General features: G+C 69.4%; 15 protein-coding genes. 14 read left to right on the top strand and 1 reads right to left on the bottom strand.

The features are described 5' to 3' along the window. The first annotated feature begins 91 nt into the window (after positions 1 to 91). The 7 genes from DVS28_RS03500 to DVS28_RS03470 all read left to right on the top strand — a co-directional run bounded on the left by DVS28_RS03500 (position 92) and on the right by DVS28_RS03470 (position 5,616). Positions 92 to 2,245 (top strand): chemotaxis protein CheW, encoded by a 2,154-nt coding sequence (locus DVS28_RS03500; RefSeq protein WP_245973602.1) that lies wholly within the window; start codon positions 92 to 94, stop codon positions 2,243 to 2,245. After that, positions 2,245 to 2,733, top strand: a complete 489-nt coding sequence (locus tag DVS28_RS03495) for a chemotaxis protein CheW (protein ID WP_114590224.1) — start codon at positions 2,245 to 2,247, stop codon at positions 2,731 to 2,733. The genes DVS28_RS03500 and DVS28_RS03495 overlap by 1 nt, the downstream gene beginning before the upstream one ends. Positions 2,734 to 2,748: 15 nt before the next feature. Next, positions 2,749 to 3,144 (top strand): response regulator, encoded by a 396-nt coding sequence (locus DVS28_RS03490; RefSeq protein WP_114590223.1) that lies wholly within the window; start codon positions 2,749 to 2,751, stop codon positions 3,142 to 3,144. A gap of 28 nt (positions 3,145 to 3,172) precedes the next feature. Next, positions 3,173 to 4,033 (top strand): CheR family methyltransferase, encoded by an 861-nt coding sequence (locus DVS28_RS03485; protein WP_114590222.1) that lies wholly within the window; start codon positions 3,173 to 3,175, stop codon positions 4,031 to 4,033. Positions 4,034 to 4,064: 31 nt separating this feature from the next. After that, complete coding sequence (locus DVS28_RS03480) at positions 4,065 to 4,529, top strand: chemotaxis protein CheX (RefSeq protein WP_114590221.1); 465 nt, start codon at positions 4,065 to 4,067, stop codon at positions 4,527 to 4,529. A gap of 121 nt (positions 4,530 to 4,650) precedes the next feature. After that, the gene (locus DVS28_RS03475) at positions 4,651 to 5,013 is read left to right on the top strand and encodes a response regulator (protein WP_114590220.1); all 363 of its coding nucleotides are present in this window, start codon (positions 4,651 to 4,653) and stop codon (positions 5,011 to 5,013) included. 90 nt (positions 5,014 to 5,103) lie between these two features. Beyond that, a complete protein-coding gene (locus DVS28_RS03470) occupies positions 5,104 to 5,616 on the top strand; it encodes a hypothetical protein (RefSeq protein WP_114590219.1) in 513 nt (170 codons plus the stop codon). Between the two features lie 6 nt (positions 5,617 to 5,622). Here DVS28_RS03470 and DVS28_RS03465 read toward each other — a convergent pair whose 3' ends face one another. Beyond that, a complete protein-coding gene (locus tag DVS28_RS03465) occupies positions 5,623 to 6,045 on the bottom strand; it encodes a hypothetical protein (protein WP_216826363.1) in 423 nt (140 codons plus the stop codon). 80 nt (positions 6,046 to 6,125) lie between these two features. Between DVS28_RS03465 and DVS28_RS03460 the strand changes: the two genes are divergently transcribed. The 7 genes from DVS28_RS03460 to metH all read left to right on the top strand — a co-directional run bounded on the left by DVS28_RS03460 (position 6,126) and on the right by metH (position 16,381). Continuing rightward, entirely contained in the window at positions 6,126 to 6,734 is a 609-nt protein-coding gene (locus DVS28_RS03460) for a flavin reductase family protein (RefSeq protein ID WP_114590217.1), read from the top strand. Beyond that, complete coding sequence (locus DVS28_RS03455; protein WP_164709886.1) at positions 6,731 to 9,367, top strand: bifunctional acetate--CoA ligase family protein/GNAT family N-acetyltransferase; 2,637 nt, start codon at positions 6,731 to 6,733, stop codon at positions 9,365 to 9,367. Before DVS28_RS03460 ends, DVS28_RS03455 begins: the two co-directional genes overlap by 4 nt. A gap of 148 nt (positions 9,368 to 9,515) precedes the next feature. Continuing rightward, positions 9,516 to 11,189, top strand: a complete 1,674-nt coding sequence (locus DVS28_RS03450) for a sensor histidine kinase (protein ID WP_114590215.1) — start codon at positions 9,516 to 9,518, stop codon at positions 11,187 to 11,189. Beyond that, the gene (locus DVS28_RS03445) at positions 11,186 to 12,001 is read left to right on the top strand and encodes a hypothetical protein (RefSeq protein WP_114590214.1); all 816 of its coding nucleotides are present in this window, start codon (positions 11,186 to 11,188) and stop codon (positions 11,999 to 12,001) included. Before DVS28_RS03450 ends, DVS28_RS03445 begins: the two co-directional genes overlap by 4 nt. Continuing rightward, the gene (locus DVS28_RS03440) at positions 11,998 to 12,432 is read left to right on the top strand and encodes a response regulator transcription factor (protein WP_114590213.1); all 435 of its coding nucleotides are present in this window, start codon (positions 11,998 to 12,000) and stop codon (positions 12,430 to 12,432) included. The genes DVS28_RS03445 and DVS28_RS03440 overlap by 4 nt, the downstream gene beginning before the upstream one ends. A gap of 11 nt (positions 12,433 to 12,443) precedes the next feature. Beyond that, positions 12,444 to 12,830: a response regulator transcription factor gene (locus DVS28_RS03435; RefSeq protein WP_114590212.1), complete on the top strand. Its 387-nt coding sequence runs from the start codon at positions 12,444 to 12,446 to the stop codon at positions 12,828 to 12,830. Between the two features lie 77 nt (positions 12,831 to 12,907). Next, entirely contained in the window at positions 12,908 to 16,381 is a 3,474-nt protein-coding gene (metH, locus tag DVS28_RS03430; protein ID WP_114590211.1) for a methionine synthase, read from the top strand. Positions 16,382 to 16,401 lie beyond the last annotated feature (20 nt).

Here is a 16,401-nt window from a genome sequence, read left to right as displayed (position 1 = left end):
CACCGGCCGCCCGCTCAGGTCGGTCGGCGAGGCGCCGATGGGAGATCCGTCAGCAGCACGGAACGCCCGGAAGGCCTCGCACGTGGACGAGATGGACGAGATCATCGAGGAGTTCCTCGTGGAGAGCCACGAGAACCTCGATCGGCTCGACGTGGACCTCGTCCGGCTCGAGGACGACCCGGACGACGTCGACGTCCTCGCCGGCATCTTCCGCGACGTCCACACGATCAAGGGCACGTCCGGCTTCCTCGGCTACGGCAAGCTCGAGTCCGTTGCCCACGTCGGCGAGAGCCTCCTCGCCAGGCTCCGCGACCGCGAGCTGCAGCTGGACGCCGCCCGCACCAGCGTGCTGCTCGCCATGGTCGATGCGCTTCGCGAGATCCTGGCCTCGATCGCGGCCGACGGCACCGAGGGCCCCGGCGAGTACGGCCCCCTCGTCGCCCGTCTGGACGCGGCAGCGCAGGACGCCCCCGACCTCGTGGCCCCCACCGTGGCAGACGCCCCGGTGGCAGCACCCACAGGGACAGAAGCGGGTCCGGTCGACGAGCCTCGGGACGTGGCCGGGACCACGAGTGACTCCACCATCCGCGTCGACGTCGACCTGCTGGACAACCTGATGAACCTGGTCGGCGAGCTGGTCCTCGCCCGCAACCAGCTCGTGCAGGTCGCGGCCCGAAGCGGGTCCTCCACGCTGGCCGACACCTCCCAGCGCCTCAACCTGATCACGACCGAGCTGCAGGAAGGCGTCATGAAGACGCGCATGCAGCCCATCGGCAACGTCTTCGGCAAGTTCCCGCGCGTCGTGCGCGACATCGCCGTATCGCTGGGCAAGCAGGTGACCGTCGAGCTGGAGGGCAAGGACACCGAGCTCGACAAGACCATCATCGAGGCCATCAAGGACCCGCTGACCCACATGGTCCGCAACTCCGTGGACCACGGCATCGAGACACCGGAGATGCGCCGGGCAGCGGGCAAGCCCGAGACCGGCCGCGTCACCCTTCGCGCCTACCACGAGGGAGGTCAGGTCAACATCGAGATCGCCGATGACGGCGCGGGCATCGACCCCGGGGCGGTTGCGGTGAAGGCGGTCACCAAGGGGATCGTGACCGCCGAGCAGGCGCAGGCGATGACCGACCGCCAGATCGTCGACCTGGTCTTCGCCCCTGGCTTCTCCACGGTGGAATCGGTGTCCAACCTGTCCGGACGCGGCGTCGGCATGGACGTGGTGCGAACCGCCATCGAGCGCATCGGTGGCAGCGTCGACCTGACCTCCACCCCCGGCGCGGGCACGATCACCAAGCTGAAGATCCCGTTGACGCTCGCCATCATCCCGGCCCTGATCGTCACCTCGGGCGGGCAGCGCTTCGCGATCCCACAGGTCAGCCTCCTCGAGCTCGTCCGCGTGGAGGCCGACGAGGCGACCACCGCCATCGAACACGTCCACGGCACCCCGGTGTACCGGCTTCGCGACACGCTGCTGCCGCTGGTCGGGCTCGCCGATGTGCTGGGCCTCGACACCCCACCGACGGCGGCGTCCAACATCGTCGTGCTCCAGGCCGACACGCAGCAGTTCGGGCTCGTCGTCGATGCCGTCGACGACACCGCCGAGATCGTGGTCAAGCCGCTCGGGCAGGCCCTCCACGACCTGTCGGTCTACGCGGGCGCGACCATCATGGGCGATGGCCGCGTTGCGCTCATCCTCGACGTGATGGGGATCGCCGACAGCGTCGGGATCGGGTCGACGCCCGACCGGGCGCAGCCCAGCGACGACCACGACGCCACCCTCAGCGGGTCCGACGTCGAATCCCTCCTCGTCTTCGGCCTCGGCACCGGCCAGCACGGCAACGACGTCCGGATGGTCCTCCCGCTCCGCCAGGTCGCGCGGCTGGAGGAGATCGACGGCTCACTCGTCGAGTACGCGTCAGGGCAACCGGTCGTGCAGTACCGCAACGCCATCCTCCCCCTGGTCGACCTGTCCCGAGTCCTCGGACTGGGACAGCCGGAGCACGCGTCCCCGACGCTGCAGGTCATCGTCCACGAACGCGGAGCCCATCGCGTGGGCCTGGTCGTGCACCGCATCCACGACGTGCTCGACGAACCCCTGGTGCTGCGGGGTTCGTCACCGCGCCACGGTGTGCTCGGCTCCGCCGTCGTCGGGGACCGGGTCACCGACGTGCTGGACGTCCAGGCCGTCATCGCAACCGTTGCCCCCGAGATGCTCGACCACGAGCTGGTGACCGCCTGATGGCCACGAACGCCCTGATCGACCGACGTCCTCGCGACCATGCCCCCGTCCGCCAGCTGTGCACCTTCTCGGTGGACGACCTCTTCCTCGGCGTCGACGTGCTCGATGTCCAGGAGGTCATCCGCCACCAGGACATGACCCCCGTGCCGCTGGCACCCGGGGAGGTCCGGGGCCTGATCAACCTTCGCGGACAGATCGTCACCGCGGTCGACCTCAGGTCGCGGCTCGGCCTGTCCGCACGAACTGCCGACACGGACCGAACCCCGTGTGACCGATCGCTCAACGTGGTCGTCCGCACCCCGAACGGTCCCACGAGCCTGCTCGTGGACGCCATCGGCGACGTGACCGACGTCACCCGCGACCTGCTCGAGGAGCCGCCGGCGACGTTGCCTGCCAGCGCATCCTCGGTCATCGAGGGGATCTACAAGCTCGACGGCCGGCTGTTGCTGGCACTGGACCTGACCGCGGTGCTGCGGTTGGGATCCTGACTCCTGGAGACCACCATGCCCCGTTCCCTCGTGATCGACGACTCCCGCGCGATGCGAAGCCTGCTGTCCCGTCTGCTGACAGGCCTCGGCTTCGACACCACCGGCGCCGAACACGGCCGTGCGGGGCTCGACGTGCTGGAGTCCGACGGGCCCTTCGACGTTGCCCTCGTCGACTGGAACATGCCCGTCATGGATGGCCTGACGTTCATCCGGACCGTGCGCAGCGACCGCCGGTGGGACCGGGTCAAGCTGCTCGTGGTCACCTCCGAGGCCAGCCCCCGCAACGTCTACGAGGCGATGAAGGCCGGTGCCGACGAGTACGCCATCAAGCCCGTGACCGCCGACGCCGTCGCGAGCAAGATGAGCCTGATGGGCGTCCCGCTGCCGGCCGTCTCCGGAGCCGACGCATGACCGTCGCCCGACCCCCGCGGGGGCCGCGATGAGCCCCCCGACCACCACGCCTGCGGCCGGTATCTCCGCAGCCGACTTCTCGTGGATACAGGACTTCGTGCGCCGCGAGTCCGCGATCAGGATCGACGAGGGCAAGGAGTACCTGGTGGTCTCGCGCCTCGGTCCGGTGGCCGCCGCGCACGACATCAGCGACCTCGGGCAGCTCGTGGAACGCGTGAGGGCACAACCGAGGGGCCGGCTGTCGGTCGACGTCATCGACGCGCTGACCATCAACGAGACGTCCTTCTTCCGCGACGTGCACCCGTTCCGGACGCTGGTCACCGACGTCCTCCCCGAGCTGATGCGCGCCAACGCGGCCACCCGCCGGATGCGCATCTGGTGTGCCGCCGCGTCCTCCGGCCAGGAGCCCTACTCCGTTGCGATGGCGATCCACGAGCACCTGCCGGCGTTGCTCGGCTGGGACCTGCAGATCCTGGCCACCGACATCTCCCGCGCCGTGCTGGCCAGGGCTGCACACGGCGAGTTCTCCCATCTCGACGTCAACCGAGGCCTCCCGGCGTCGATGCTGGTCAAGCACTTCCACCGGCAGGGGGCCCGATGGCGCATCAGCGACGACATCCGACGGATGGTTCGGTTCGAGCACACCAACCTCATCGGCCCCTGGGCCGCACCGCGCGGGACCGACGTCGTGCTGCTGCGGAACGTCCTCATCTACTTCGACGACGCCACGAGGAACGACATCCTGCATCGGATGCGGCAGACGCTCGTCCCGGGGGGCTACCTCGGCCTCGGCGGCACGGAGACGACTGTCGGCGCGCCAACCGACTACGACCGCGTGACCCTCGGACGTTCCGTGTGGTTCCGCACGCTGCAGGAACCCCCGCTGTGACGGGCTGCGCACGACCTTCCAGGAGGAAGAGATGGAACTGAGTCATCACGACATCGAGGCCCTCGTGGCCGAGATCTGGCACTCGGTGCTCGGCATGGACATCGGCGAGAGCAGCCCGCGGACCGACGACGCACCGTCGCTGTCGAGCCTCATCCATGTCCACGGGGCGTGGGAGGGAACGATCGTCCTGCACGGTCCGCAGGCGCTGGCGGCGTCGGTTGCCGCGGCCATGTTCGGCATGGAGGCAGACGAGCTGTCGGAGGACGACATCGGCGACGCGTTCGGCGAGATCGCCAACATGCTCGGGGGCAGCGTGAAGGCGCTGGTCGACGGTCCGTGCAGCCTGTCGCTGCCGACCGTCATCGGCGGCACGCAGTACACGCTGACCGTCCCGGGGTCCACGGTGCTCAACGAGTCGTGGTTCGCCTCGGCCGGCCACCCGTTGGCCGTGCGTGTCCTGCAGCGCGCGTCGGCGGACGTACCTGCCTTCGCCTGAACCCGGTCGGCCCACCCCCGAACGCCTCCGACTCGCGGCGGGGTCGGCAGTCGCTGCTCAACTCCCGCCTGTGCGAGCCGACTGAGAACACGAACCACGAGACCCAGGAGACCACCCCGAGATGAAGATCGTTGTGTGCGACGACTCGAAGGCGATGCGCATGATCGTCATGCGCATGCTGAAGCAGACCGAGTTCGCCGACGCCGAGTTCGTCCAGGCCGAGGACGGTGCACAGGGCCTCGCGGCCGTGCGCGAACACGAACCCGATCTGATCGTGTCGGACTGGAACATGCCGAACATGTCGGGTATCGAGTTCCTGCAGGCCCTGCGCGCGGAGGGCAACACGACCACGTTCGGGTTCGTCACCTCCGAGACCACCCCGGACATGCGCGAGGTGGCCATCATCAACGGCGCGTCGTTCACGATCGCCAAGCCCTTCACCGCAGAGACGTTCACCAGCGTGCTGTCCGGTGCCCTTTCCTGACCACCAGTTTCCTGACCACCAGTTTCCTGACCACCAGTTTCCTGACCACCAGTGTCCTGAGCAACAGTCGACGAGAGACCGCGTGATCCCATGGCCGACGTTCCCCTGCCCGACCGAGAGGCGCTCCGCGACCTCTTCTCCGACCTGCTGTCCAAGACCTGTGCGGTCGAGCGGATCGATGACGGCGTGGCGCTGTCCCCCGGCACCGTGGCCGTCATCGCCGAGTACGTCGACGCCGACGGCGAGGCCGCCGGCGCAGCGATCGCTGACCTGCCCTTCGCGTGCCGGTCGGGCTCCGCGCTGGTCATGATGCCGCCGACGGTCGCCGACGAGGCCCTCGAGGCCGCCGAGATCGACGGGGACATGTTCGACTGCTTCAAGGAAGTGGTGAACGTCCTGTCGCGGGTCCTCAACTCCCCTGACAGCCCCCACGTCAAGCTGCGCGGCATGTACCGGGTCGGCGAGCTGCTGCCCGGCGGGGTTCGCACGCTGCTGCAGGACGGCGACCGCCGCCGTCACTTCACCGTGGACATCGAGGAGTACGGCACGGGCGTGCTGACGGTGGTCTCCCGAGCAGAGATCGACGTCGCCGCCGCCGCCTGACCACCGTCAGCGTCGTTGGGCGTTGAAGGCTCGTTCGGCCTGTCCGAAGGCGTGACCCAGGGGTTCGTCGACGTCCTCGACCGCCCCGAGCAGCTCCTCCAGCTCCGTGGACTCGCGGGCCACCCGGTGTGCCTCGGCGATCGTTCCGCGCGACTCGGCGATCGCGTCGACGCAGCCCTGCCAGGCCTCCTCCAGGGGTGGGCACCGCCACGCGTCCAGCTCCACGGACAGCTCGGCGAGGGTGTCGGCCACGAGGTCGAGGCCGACCTCGACCGGCGCCGGGTCCACTCGGCCGACTGGCAGGCAGGACATCAGCGCCCCACGGGCGGCCTCGAGCCGCTCGACCTGGTCGTCGAACGCCCTGCGGGGTTCGACCAGCTCGTCGGGCAGTCGTTTGCGGCGGAAGATCACGACGGCCGATGATGCCAACAACGGCCCTGGTTGCACAGCGAGGAGTTCTCGGCTCGACCCCCACCCCTGCACGCACCCCGCGTCTACCATCCGTCGCGATGCCGACCTTCGACCCTGCGGACCTGTCGCCGGACGCCACCTACCACCTGTTGAGCGCCCTCGTCGTTCCACGGCCCATCGCCTGGGTCGGCAGCATCGGTCGGGACGGCGTTGCGAACCTGGCGCCCCACTCGTTCTTCAACGTCGTGTCCAACGATCCCCCGATCGTGCACTTCACGTCATCGGGAACCAAGGACACGTTGACCAACATCCGCGCGCACCCGGAGTTCACGGTCTCCCTGGTCACGTCCGACCTGCTTGCCGCCATGAACACGACGGCTGTCGCCGCCCCACCCGGCGAGGACGAGTTCGCCCTCGCCGGCCTCGAGCCCGCCGAGTCCGTCACGGTCGCCCCGCCCCGCGTCGCCGCCTCCCCCGCAGCGCTGGAGTGCACCGTCCGCACGGTCCTGTCGATGGGCAGCGGGCACATGGTCTTCGGCGACGTCACCCATCTGCACGTCGACGACGCGGTGTGGCGCGACGGACGGGTCGACCACGAGGTGCTGGCGCCGGTCGGCCGGCTCAGCGGCAGTCGCTATGCGATGCCGGGCACGATCAGGGAGCTGAAGCGTCCGTCATGGGCGGACCTCGAGGCCGGCACGTCGTGAGCGTCCCGGACCCCGTCGACTACACCGGCGACATCGTCCTGACCGACGGGCAGACGGTCCGCGTTCGCCCGATCCGGCACGATGACTTCGAGGCGATGACCGCGATGTGGCAGCGACTGTCGCCGGAGACCATCCGGCTGCGGTTCTTCGCCCCGCAGCAGCTGAGCGACGCCCAGATCAGGTACCTGACCGATGTCGACGGGCACGATCGTTTCGCGCTGGTGGCCGAGGTGCGCGACCGCATCATCGCCGTGGCCCGCTTCGATCGGTTGCCCGAGGCACCCGACAGCGCGGAGTTCGCCGTCACCGTCGAGGACGCCGAACAGGGCCGTGGGCTCGGCACGGCGTTGCTGCGCCAGCTGCTCCAGCCCGCGCGTGACCGCGGCATCACCCAGTTCCACGGCGAGATCCTGAAGCTCAACCGGTCGATGATGGCGGTCATGAAGGCCGCGGGGTTCGAGCCGGCGTTCAAGGACTACGGCGACGTCGTGACGGCCACGTTCACCACGACGCCGACCGAAGCGCTCCTCGAGAAGGCTGGTGAGCTGGACCGTCGTGCGGCCCGCAAGGCCCTCGAAGCGGTCTTCAGCCCCGCCGCGGTGGCGGTCATCGGGGCCAGCCGCGACCCCGGGTCCATCGGCGGCGTGGTGTTGTCCAGCCTGCTCCACGGCGGGTACAGCGGTCCGGTCTACCCGGTCAACCCCCACACCCCCCACGTCCAGTCCGTCGCGGCGTACCCGACCCTGGAGGCCTGCCCCACGGTCCCCGACACCGTCTTCGTCTGTGTGCCCGCCCCGCTGGTGGAATCCGTGGTCGACCAGGCCGGCGAGCTGGGTGTCCGTGCCGCCGTCCTGATCGGGACGGGGTTCTCGGAGTCCGGCGACCAGGGCGCCGCGATGGAGGCCGAGGTCCTGCGCACGGCACGGCGCCACGGGATCCGCCTGATCGGCCCGAACTGCATGGGCGTCCTCAACGCCGCGGAGGACATCCGCCTCAACGGCACCTTCGCGCCGTCGTTGCCCCCGGCGGGCCGGGTCGGGGTGTCCAGCCAGTCCGGCACCCTCGGCATGGCCATCCTCGACGCCAGCGACCGGTTGGGGCTGGGCCTGTCGACCTTCGCCTCCATCGGCAACAAGAGCGACATCTCCTCCAACGACCTGCTGCAGTACTGGGAAGCCGACGACGCCACCGACGTGATCGTGCTGTACCTGGAGTCCTTCGGCAATCCCCGCACGTTCGCCCGCATCGCCCGACGCATCGGCCGCCGCAAGCCCGTGGTCGTGGTCAAGGCGGACCGCCGCGGCAGCGACGACGCCATCGTCCAGGCCATGTTCGACCAGACCGGGGTGGTACGGGTGCCGACCCTGGACCAGATGTTCGCTGTCACGTCGTTGCTGGCCAGCCAGCCCCTGCCGTCGGGACACCGGGTCGGCATCGTGTCCAACGGCGTCGGGCCCGCGATCCTCGCCGCCGACGCCTGCGAGGCCAACGGCCTGGAGGTCGCCGTCCCGGACCCCGATGTCGTGCAACGGCTCGCCGACGAGCTGTCGGTCCTCGGCGACCCGTCCAACCCCTTGGTGCTGCGGGGCGACGCCACCCCCGCCGACATGGCCGCTGCCGTGCGCCTCCTCGGCACCTCGGGTGCCGTCGATGCGCTGCTGGTGATCGACGCGCCACCACTCCGTCGTGGACAGTCGGTCCTGGCGGAGGAGCTGGCCGAGGCGTCGGCGGAGGTGACCGTGCCGATGATCACGGTGTTGATGAGCACCGACCAGACGCCGACGGCCCTGCGCCGGGCTGGCCTGCCGACAGTGCCATTCCCGGAAGGCGCAGCCGAGGCGCTGGCCCACGTGGCCGACCACGCCCACTGGCGACGTCAGCCGCTGGGCAACGTGGTGACGTTCGACGACGCCGACATCGACACGGCCACCGCGATCGTCGGCGACGCGCTGGCCTCGACCGATGACGTCTGGCTGCCGGCCGGGCAGGCCAACGCCCTGCTGCGCGCCCACGCCATTCCCTGCGCCGAGCATCGTATCGTGGCCGACGGTGCCGCTGCCGCAGCTGCCCAGGAGGAGCTGGGGGGACCGGTTGTCGTCAAGCCAGCTGCGCCCGTTGAGAAGACCGAGCTCGGCGTGGTCAGGCTGGGGCTCTCCCGGCCCGGACAGATCGCCGACGCGGTCGCAGCCATGGAACGCGACCTGCGGCGTCGCGGACGAGAGGATGCCCTGGCCGAGGGCTGGCTGGTCCAGCAGATGATCCCCGACGGGGTCGAGACGACGATCGCCATCGTCTCCGACCCCACGTTCGGTCCGACCCTGCAGCTCGGCATGGGCGGCACCCTGGCCGAGCTGCTGGCCGACCGCACTGTCAAGGTGTTGCCGCTCACCGACCTCGACGTCGACGACATGCTGCAGCGCATGCGCGGGTTTCCCCTGCTCACGGGGTACCGGGGTTCGAGTCCGGTCGACGTGGGGGCGCTGCGAACGGTCCTGCTGCGGCTGGGGGCCATGGCCGAGGCGCACCCCGAGATCGTGGAGCTGGAGCTCAATCCGGTGTTCGTCCGACGGCACGGCACCAGCGTGGTCGACGCGCGAGTCCACCTGCGCGCGCCAGGGCTGTCCCGGCGCTGAGCACCGTCGGGCGTACGCATCGGGCCATGCAGAAATGATCACGACCGGCCATGGCGCCGACGACTCGGGACCGTGACCATGGAACCGCTCTCGGACGGCCGCTGCCTGCCGATCAAGCAGGCACGCCCGTCTCCCCCCACGGATCCGCATGTCCTATCCCACGTCCACCTCGCTGCCGGTTCCCGTCGGTGACCTCGCTGCGCGGCGCATCCTTGCGTTCATCCGGGTCCTCACGGCACTGGTGGTCACCGCGCTGCTGTCGATCGACACGATCGCTGCCCCGGAGCTGGTGGCGTGGGGGGCAGGCCTGATCTGGCTGCCGACGGCCGCGGGCCTCTGGTTCGCCGAGGAAGGCCCCGCCCGGACCCGAACGCTGTGGATCGGCATCGTCCTGGACCTGGTCGTGGCGGGCTGCCTGATGGGCATCGCCCCGGCCTCGGCATCCACGGTGATGGTGATGCTGGTGCCGTTCGCGGCCGGCGTGGCCTACCGCTCCGGTGTGGTCCCCGGCGCAGCCTTCGGGACGGCGCTGCTCGCGGTGCGATGGGGAGTTGCGATCCTTGCCGACAGCGGACCCATCGACCCGCTGGTCGAGGTCGTCGACACCCTGGCCCTGATCGGGGTGCTGCTCGTGGTCGGCCGCGCGCTGACCGTGCAGAAGCGTGACGCTCGCAGCGTGGCCGAGTCCGCCCAGCGGTCCGACCACATCCTCGAACGGTCCAGCGAGGGCATCGTCGTGACCGGCAGCGGCGGCGTCATCCGCCAGGTCAATCCCGCGGCGGAACGCTCCCTCGGGGTGAAGCACGCCAACGAACTCGTCGGTGGCACCTGCAACGAGCGGCTGTCGTTGCACCAGGACAGCGACGCGCTGGACTGTCGTCGGACCTGTGCGCTGGCGGCGATGTGCCATGACGACCAGGGAGTGCAGGTCTGGCGCGACATGGACGGCGTCAGGCAACCCCTGCTGGCAACCGCCTCGCGACTGTCCGGCCAGGGCGAGGAGACCCAGTTCCTGCACTCGTTCCGCGACATCACCCGGCTCCGGCAGGCCGACGAGGCCAAGACGATGTTCCTGGCCACCGCCTCCCACGAGCTGAAGACCCCGCTGACGGTGATCCGCGGGTTCGCCCAGGTCCTGCGACGGACCGTGCCGGACACCGACGCGCAGATCGCACTCGAGGCCATCGAGACCCGCAGCGCAGAGCTGGCGAACATCGTGGACCGCCTGCTGCTCAGCTCGCGCATCGAGTCCGGACGCGTGGACCTGGAGATCGAACCCATCGACGTCAGCGACATCCTGCGGACGCGGATGCGCGGCCTCAGCAACTCGCTCGGTCGGACCATCCACGTCGACGTCGAGGACGACCTGCTCGCGCTGGCGAGCAGCGACGCGCTGATCACCGCCCTGGACCACCTCCTGGACAACGCGGCCAAGTACTCCCCCGGCGGACAGGACCTGGAGATCACCGCCGCCCGCGCCGACGGGGGAATCGCCATCGCCGTCACCGATCGGGGCATCGGCATGACCCAGGAGCAGCTCGACCAGTGCTTCGACCGCTTCTGGCAGGCCGAGGCGACGGACGTTCGACGATTCGGCGGCACCGGGATCGGCCTGTACATCGTCGAGTCCCTGGTCAACGGCATGAACGGACGGGTCGAGGCCACCTCCACCCTGGGGCAGGGCACGACGTTCACCGTGGTCCTGCCCGTCGCTGACGGTCCCGACCACGTCGTCGACATCTCCGGCACGGCCGCATCGGCCCACTCCAGCGTCGACGAGTTCATGCGCCAGCTCGGCCTGCCGGCACGGAGCACCGGATGATCGTCGCAACCGCGCTGCTGAACCTGCTGATGGCCGTCATCTACATGGCGATCGGCACCATGATCGCCATGGACCTCGAACGCGCCATCAGGCGTCGTGGCTGGTCCCATTTCGGCGTGGCCTGGCTGAGCATCATGTACACCTGCGGGGCCCACCACCTGGTCCACGGCATCCACGTGCTCGCCGAGGGTCGAGAGGTCGGTCCGGCCGACCTCGTCGCGGTGGCCATGGGCATCCCGGCAGGCGGCCTCTGGGCGCTGTTGCGGATCGAGGCCAGCCGCGGCGGCCGTGGCGACCGGTACGTCCGGGGGACCCCGACCTGGCTGCGGGTCGTGGCCGGCGCCCACCTCGTGGCCGCCGGTGCCACACTCGTCGTCGGCCTGCGCCTGCTCACCGGGGCGACGGACCTCGACACGCGGTTGATCCCCAACATCCTGCTCGTCGGCCTCTACCTCGGTATCGGCGCCGCGCTCATGCGCGGCCAGCTGCACAACCGTCGCGAGCACGGGGGCTGGTCGCTGTCGGGCCTCTCGCTGATGATGATCTTCCCGACGTGTGCGGTCATGCATGCCTCGTATGTTGTGTACGCAGGGTCCGCGCTGTTCGCACCCGACTTCCACGGCCTGTGGGTCGACTGGTTGGGTGTCCCGGCGGCCCTGTACTTCTTCTGGGTCGTTCGTGGGTTGGAGACTGGCACGGTGAAGGACTGGAACGAGCGGTTCGAATCCATCGAGGACCTCGGGGACCGTGCAGCCGCGTCGTCGGCCGACGCGGCGCCCGACGGACCCGTCCTCGAGGAGGCCATCCGATGACCCATGTCCTCGTCTGCGACGATGCGGCCGACCTCCGGCTGCTGATGCAGATCACGCTGGAGTCGAGCGGACATCGGGTGACCACCGCGGACGGCGGGATCGCCGCGCTGCAGCTGCTCGGCGAGCTCGACGACATCGACGTGATCGTGCTCGACGTCCAGATGCCGGCCGTCGACGGGTGGCACGTGCTCGAAGCCGTCCGCAACCATCCGTTCCACCAGCACGTTCCCGTGCTGATGTGCACGGTGAAGTTCTCCCACGAGGACCTCGTGCACGCGTGGACGCTGGGCTGCGACGGCTACCTCAACAAGCCCTTCGACCTCGACGCCCTCACCAACACCGTCCAGGCCCTGCACGCCAGCGACCTCCAGACCCGCGTCGCACGCCGCCACGACGAGCTGAAGGCACTCGCCTCCAGCCAGCACTCCTGATCGAGAACTCGATGTCACCTGCCACCACGACCATCGTCGTCGACGACCAAGAGGACATCCGTTTCCTGATCCGCCACCTGATCGAGCTCTCCGACGGGAACCTCGAGGTCGTCGCCGAGGCCGAGGACGGTGAGACCTGCCTGAAGGTGCTCGAGGACCTCCCGTTGCACGACCCCCAGGTGATCGTGATCGACTGGATGATGCCCGGCCTCAACGGCATCGAGACCGCGCTGCGAATCCGCGAGACCCGTCCCAACGCCCGCATCATCCTGTGCTCGGCGTTCGGTGATCCGACCCTGGAGGCCGAGGCGCGGGCGGCCGGTATCGACCGGTTCCTGTCGAAGGAACGCATGAACGAGATACCCGACGCCATCGCCCGGCTCGTCGAGGACACCTGACCCGACACCCGTCGGGCCGCATTTGCACCGTCCGGACATCGTGAAAGCGCTGCAGGTGTGCGTACGCTTGGCAGGTCATGAGCAGCTTCCTCGATGAACTCGCCCGCCGCGTCCTCGTCTTCGACGGCGCGATGGGTGTCTCGCTGCAGGAACGCAACCTCACCCTCGAGGACTTCGACGGGCTGGAGGGGTGCAACGAGATCCTCGTGCGCACGCGTCCCGACGTCCTGCAGGACCTCCACGCGGCGTTCCTCGACGTCGGGGTCGACGCCGTGGAGACCGACAGCTTCGGCGGGGCCCCGTGGGTCCTCGACGAGTACGACCTGGGCGAGGACACCGAGGAGCTCAACCGGCTGTCGGCGGAGGTCGCCCGCCGGGCCTGTGACGAGGCCTCCGGACAGCGGTGGGTCATCGGCTCGATCGGCCCCGGTACCCGTTCCCCCACCCTGTCGCTGACCAAGGGGCCCGAGGCAGGCGACTGGATCGACTTCGACACGATGGTCGCTGGCTACATCCGCCAGGTACGTGGCCTGCTCGCCGGTGGCAGCGACGTGCTGATCATCGAGACGGCGTTCGACCTGCTGCAGGTCAAGGCGGCCGTTGCCGCGTCTCACGACGCGATGCAGGCCGAGGGCGTCACCGTCCCCATCATCGCCTCGGTCACCATCGAGCAGGGCATCAACACGATGTTGCTCGGCTCGGAGATCAGCGCCGCCGTCACGGCGCTGGACCCCCTCGGCATCGACGTCATCGGCCTGAACTGCGCGACCGGCCCCGACGACATGCGGGAACAGGTCCGCTACCTCTCGGCCAACTCGCGCAAGCCGATCTCGGTCATCCCCAACGCCGGCATCCCCGAGATGATCGACGGCGAGACCTGCTACCCGCTGTCCCCCGAGGCGCTGGCGGCCGCCCACGTGGAGTTCGTGCAGGACCTCGGCGTCCAGCTCGTCGGCGGATGCTGTGGGACCACACCGGAGCACCTTCGCCATGTCGTCGACGCGGTCCGCGACCTGACACCGGCCCCGCGGCAGGTCACGTGGACACCGGCCCTGTCGTCGCTGTACAGCGCCGTGCCGATCGAGCAGGAGCTCAGCTTCCACATCATCGGCGAACGGCTGAACGCCAACGGGTCGCGCAAGTTCAAGGAAACGATGCTCGACGGCGACCTCGAGCAGATGTTGACGATCGCCAAGACCCAGACCGCGGAGGGCGCCAACTCCCTGGACGTCTGCGTGGACTACGTCGGGCGCGACGGCACCGCCGACATGGTCAACCTCGTCAGCCACCTGGCGACCAAGTCGACGCTGCCGCTGGTGGTGGACTCCACCGAGATCGAGGTCGTCGAGTCGGCCCTCAAGCGCCTCGGCGGCCGGGCGGTCATCAACTCCGTCAACCTCGAGGACGGTCGTCGCAAGGCCGACGTGCTGTTCCCGATGGCCAAGCGCTACGGATCGGCGCTCATCGCGCTGGCCATCGACGAGGAGGGCCAGGCCCGCACCGCCGACTGGAAGGTCGACGTCTGCAAGCGGATCGCCGACATCGGCATCGGCGAGTTCGGGCTCGAGGCCTCCGACCTGATCTTCGACACCCTCACCTTCCCGCTCGGCTCCGGCCAGGAGGACCTCCGCAAGGACGGGCTGGCCACGCTGGAGGCCATCGAACGGGTCAAGGCCGAGATCCCGGGCTGCTTCACCACCCTCGGCGTCTCCAACGTCTCCTTCGGGCTGTCACCGGCCGCCCGGCAGGCGCTCAACAGCGTCTTCCTCCACGAGGCCGTCGAGCGGGGCCTCGACTCCGCCATCGTGCACGCCAGCAAGATCCTGCCGCTGTCCCGCATCGAGGAGGAAGCGCGGATCGTCTGCACCGACCTCGTGTACGACCGTCGCGGCAAGGCGGGCCTGAACGGCACCGGCGGCGCCGACTACGACCCGCTGCACCGCCTCATGGCCCTGTTCGAGGGGGTCACCGGCACGCAATCGACCAAGGAGTCGCTGGCCGAGCTGCCGCTGACCGAACGCCTCGAGCAGCGCATCATCGACGGCGAGCGAGACGGCCTGCCCGCCGACCTCGACGCCGCCATGGCCGAGGGAATCGTGCCGCTCGACATCATCAACGTGCACCTGCTCGCGGGCATGAAGGTCGTCGGCGAGCGCTTCGGATCGGGCGAGATGCAGCTGCCGTTCGTGCTGCAGTCCGCCGAGACGATGAAGGCCGCCGTCGCCCACCTCGAACCGTTCATGGACAGCGCCGACGCCACCGGCAAGGCCCGCGTCGTGCTGGCCACCGTGAAGGGCGACGTGCACGACATCGGCAAGAACCTGGTCGACATCATCCTGACCAACAACGGGTTCGAGGTCCGCAACATCGGCATCAAGCAGCCGATCGACGCGATCATCACCGCAGCCGAGGAGTTCGGTGCCGACGCGATCGGCCTGTCCGGCCTGCTGGTGAAGTCCACCGTCGTCATGCGCGACGACCTCGACGAGCTCGCCCGCCGGCGGCTGGACCACTACCCCGTCCTCCTCGGTGGCGCCGCCCTGACCCGCAACTACGTCGAGATCGACCTGCGGGAGCGCTACGAGGGTCCGTTGTTCTACTGCAAGGACGCCTTCAGCGGCCTGCGGGTCATGGACGAGGTCGCCGCTCGCAAGAAGGGCGAGGACCCCGGGCCCGCGTGGGGCCGTGAGGTCGGCGAACGTCGCGTCAAGTCCACCGGCGGGGACATCGAGGAGCCCGACACCAGCGAGGTCGTCGCCCCCACCGTCGCCACCGATGTACCGGTCCCCACCCCACCGTTCTGGGGCAGCCGGGTGACCAGGGGCATCTCCCTCGACGAGATCGCCGGTTACCTGAACAGGACGACGTTGTTCCGCAACCAGTGGGGCTTCGATCGTGACCAGGCCGAGAAGGGGGAGGAGGCGTTGCGCAACGTCATGGCCATGGCGCGCGCCGAGTCACTGCTCGTCCCCGAAGCGGTGCACGGCTACTTCGCCTGCCAGTCCGACGGCAACGACCTCGTCGTGTACGCCGACCCCGACGGCGACGAGGTCGCCGCGCGGTTCACCTTCCCCCGCCAGACCCGCGGACGGCGGTTGTGCATCCCCGACTTCTTCCGTTCGGTGGCCTCCGGCGAACGCGACGTCATCGCCTTCCACGCGGTCACGATGGGCCGCCGGGTCAGCGAGCGCGCCGCCGAGCTGTTCGCCGCCGACGCCTACACCGACTACCTGTACCTGCACGGGCTCGGCGTGGAGATGGCCGAGGCGCTGGCGGAGATGTGGCACACCCGCATCCGTCGCGAGCTGGGCATCGACGGCGACGACGCGACCGAGGTCACCGGCCTGTTCAAGCAGGGCTACCAGGGCTCGCGCTACTCCTTCGGCTACGCCGCCTGCCCGGACCTGGAGTCGCGCAAGCCGCTCTTCGAGCTGCTCGGGGCCGAACGCATCGGCCTGGAGCTGTCGGAGGAGTTCCAGCTGGTCCCCGAGCAGTCCACCGACGCCCTCATCGTCCACCACCCCGAGGCGAAATACTTCAACGCGCGCTGACGCGCGAGGTTGCGCGTTTC

Origin of the sequence: Euzebya pacifica, from assembly GCF_003344865.1 — a bacterium.
In the GTDB taxonomy this organism is placed as follows: domain Bacteria; phylum Actinomycetota; class Nitriliruptoria; order Euzebyales; family Euzebyaceae; genus Euzebya; species Euzebya pacifica.
This window is presented reverse-complemented; position numbering and strand designations above follow the sequence as displayed.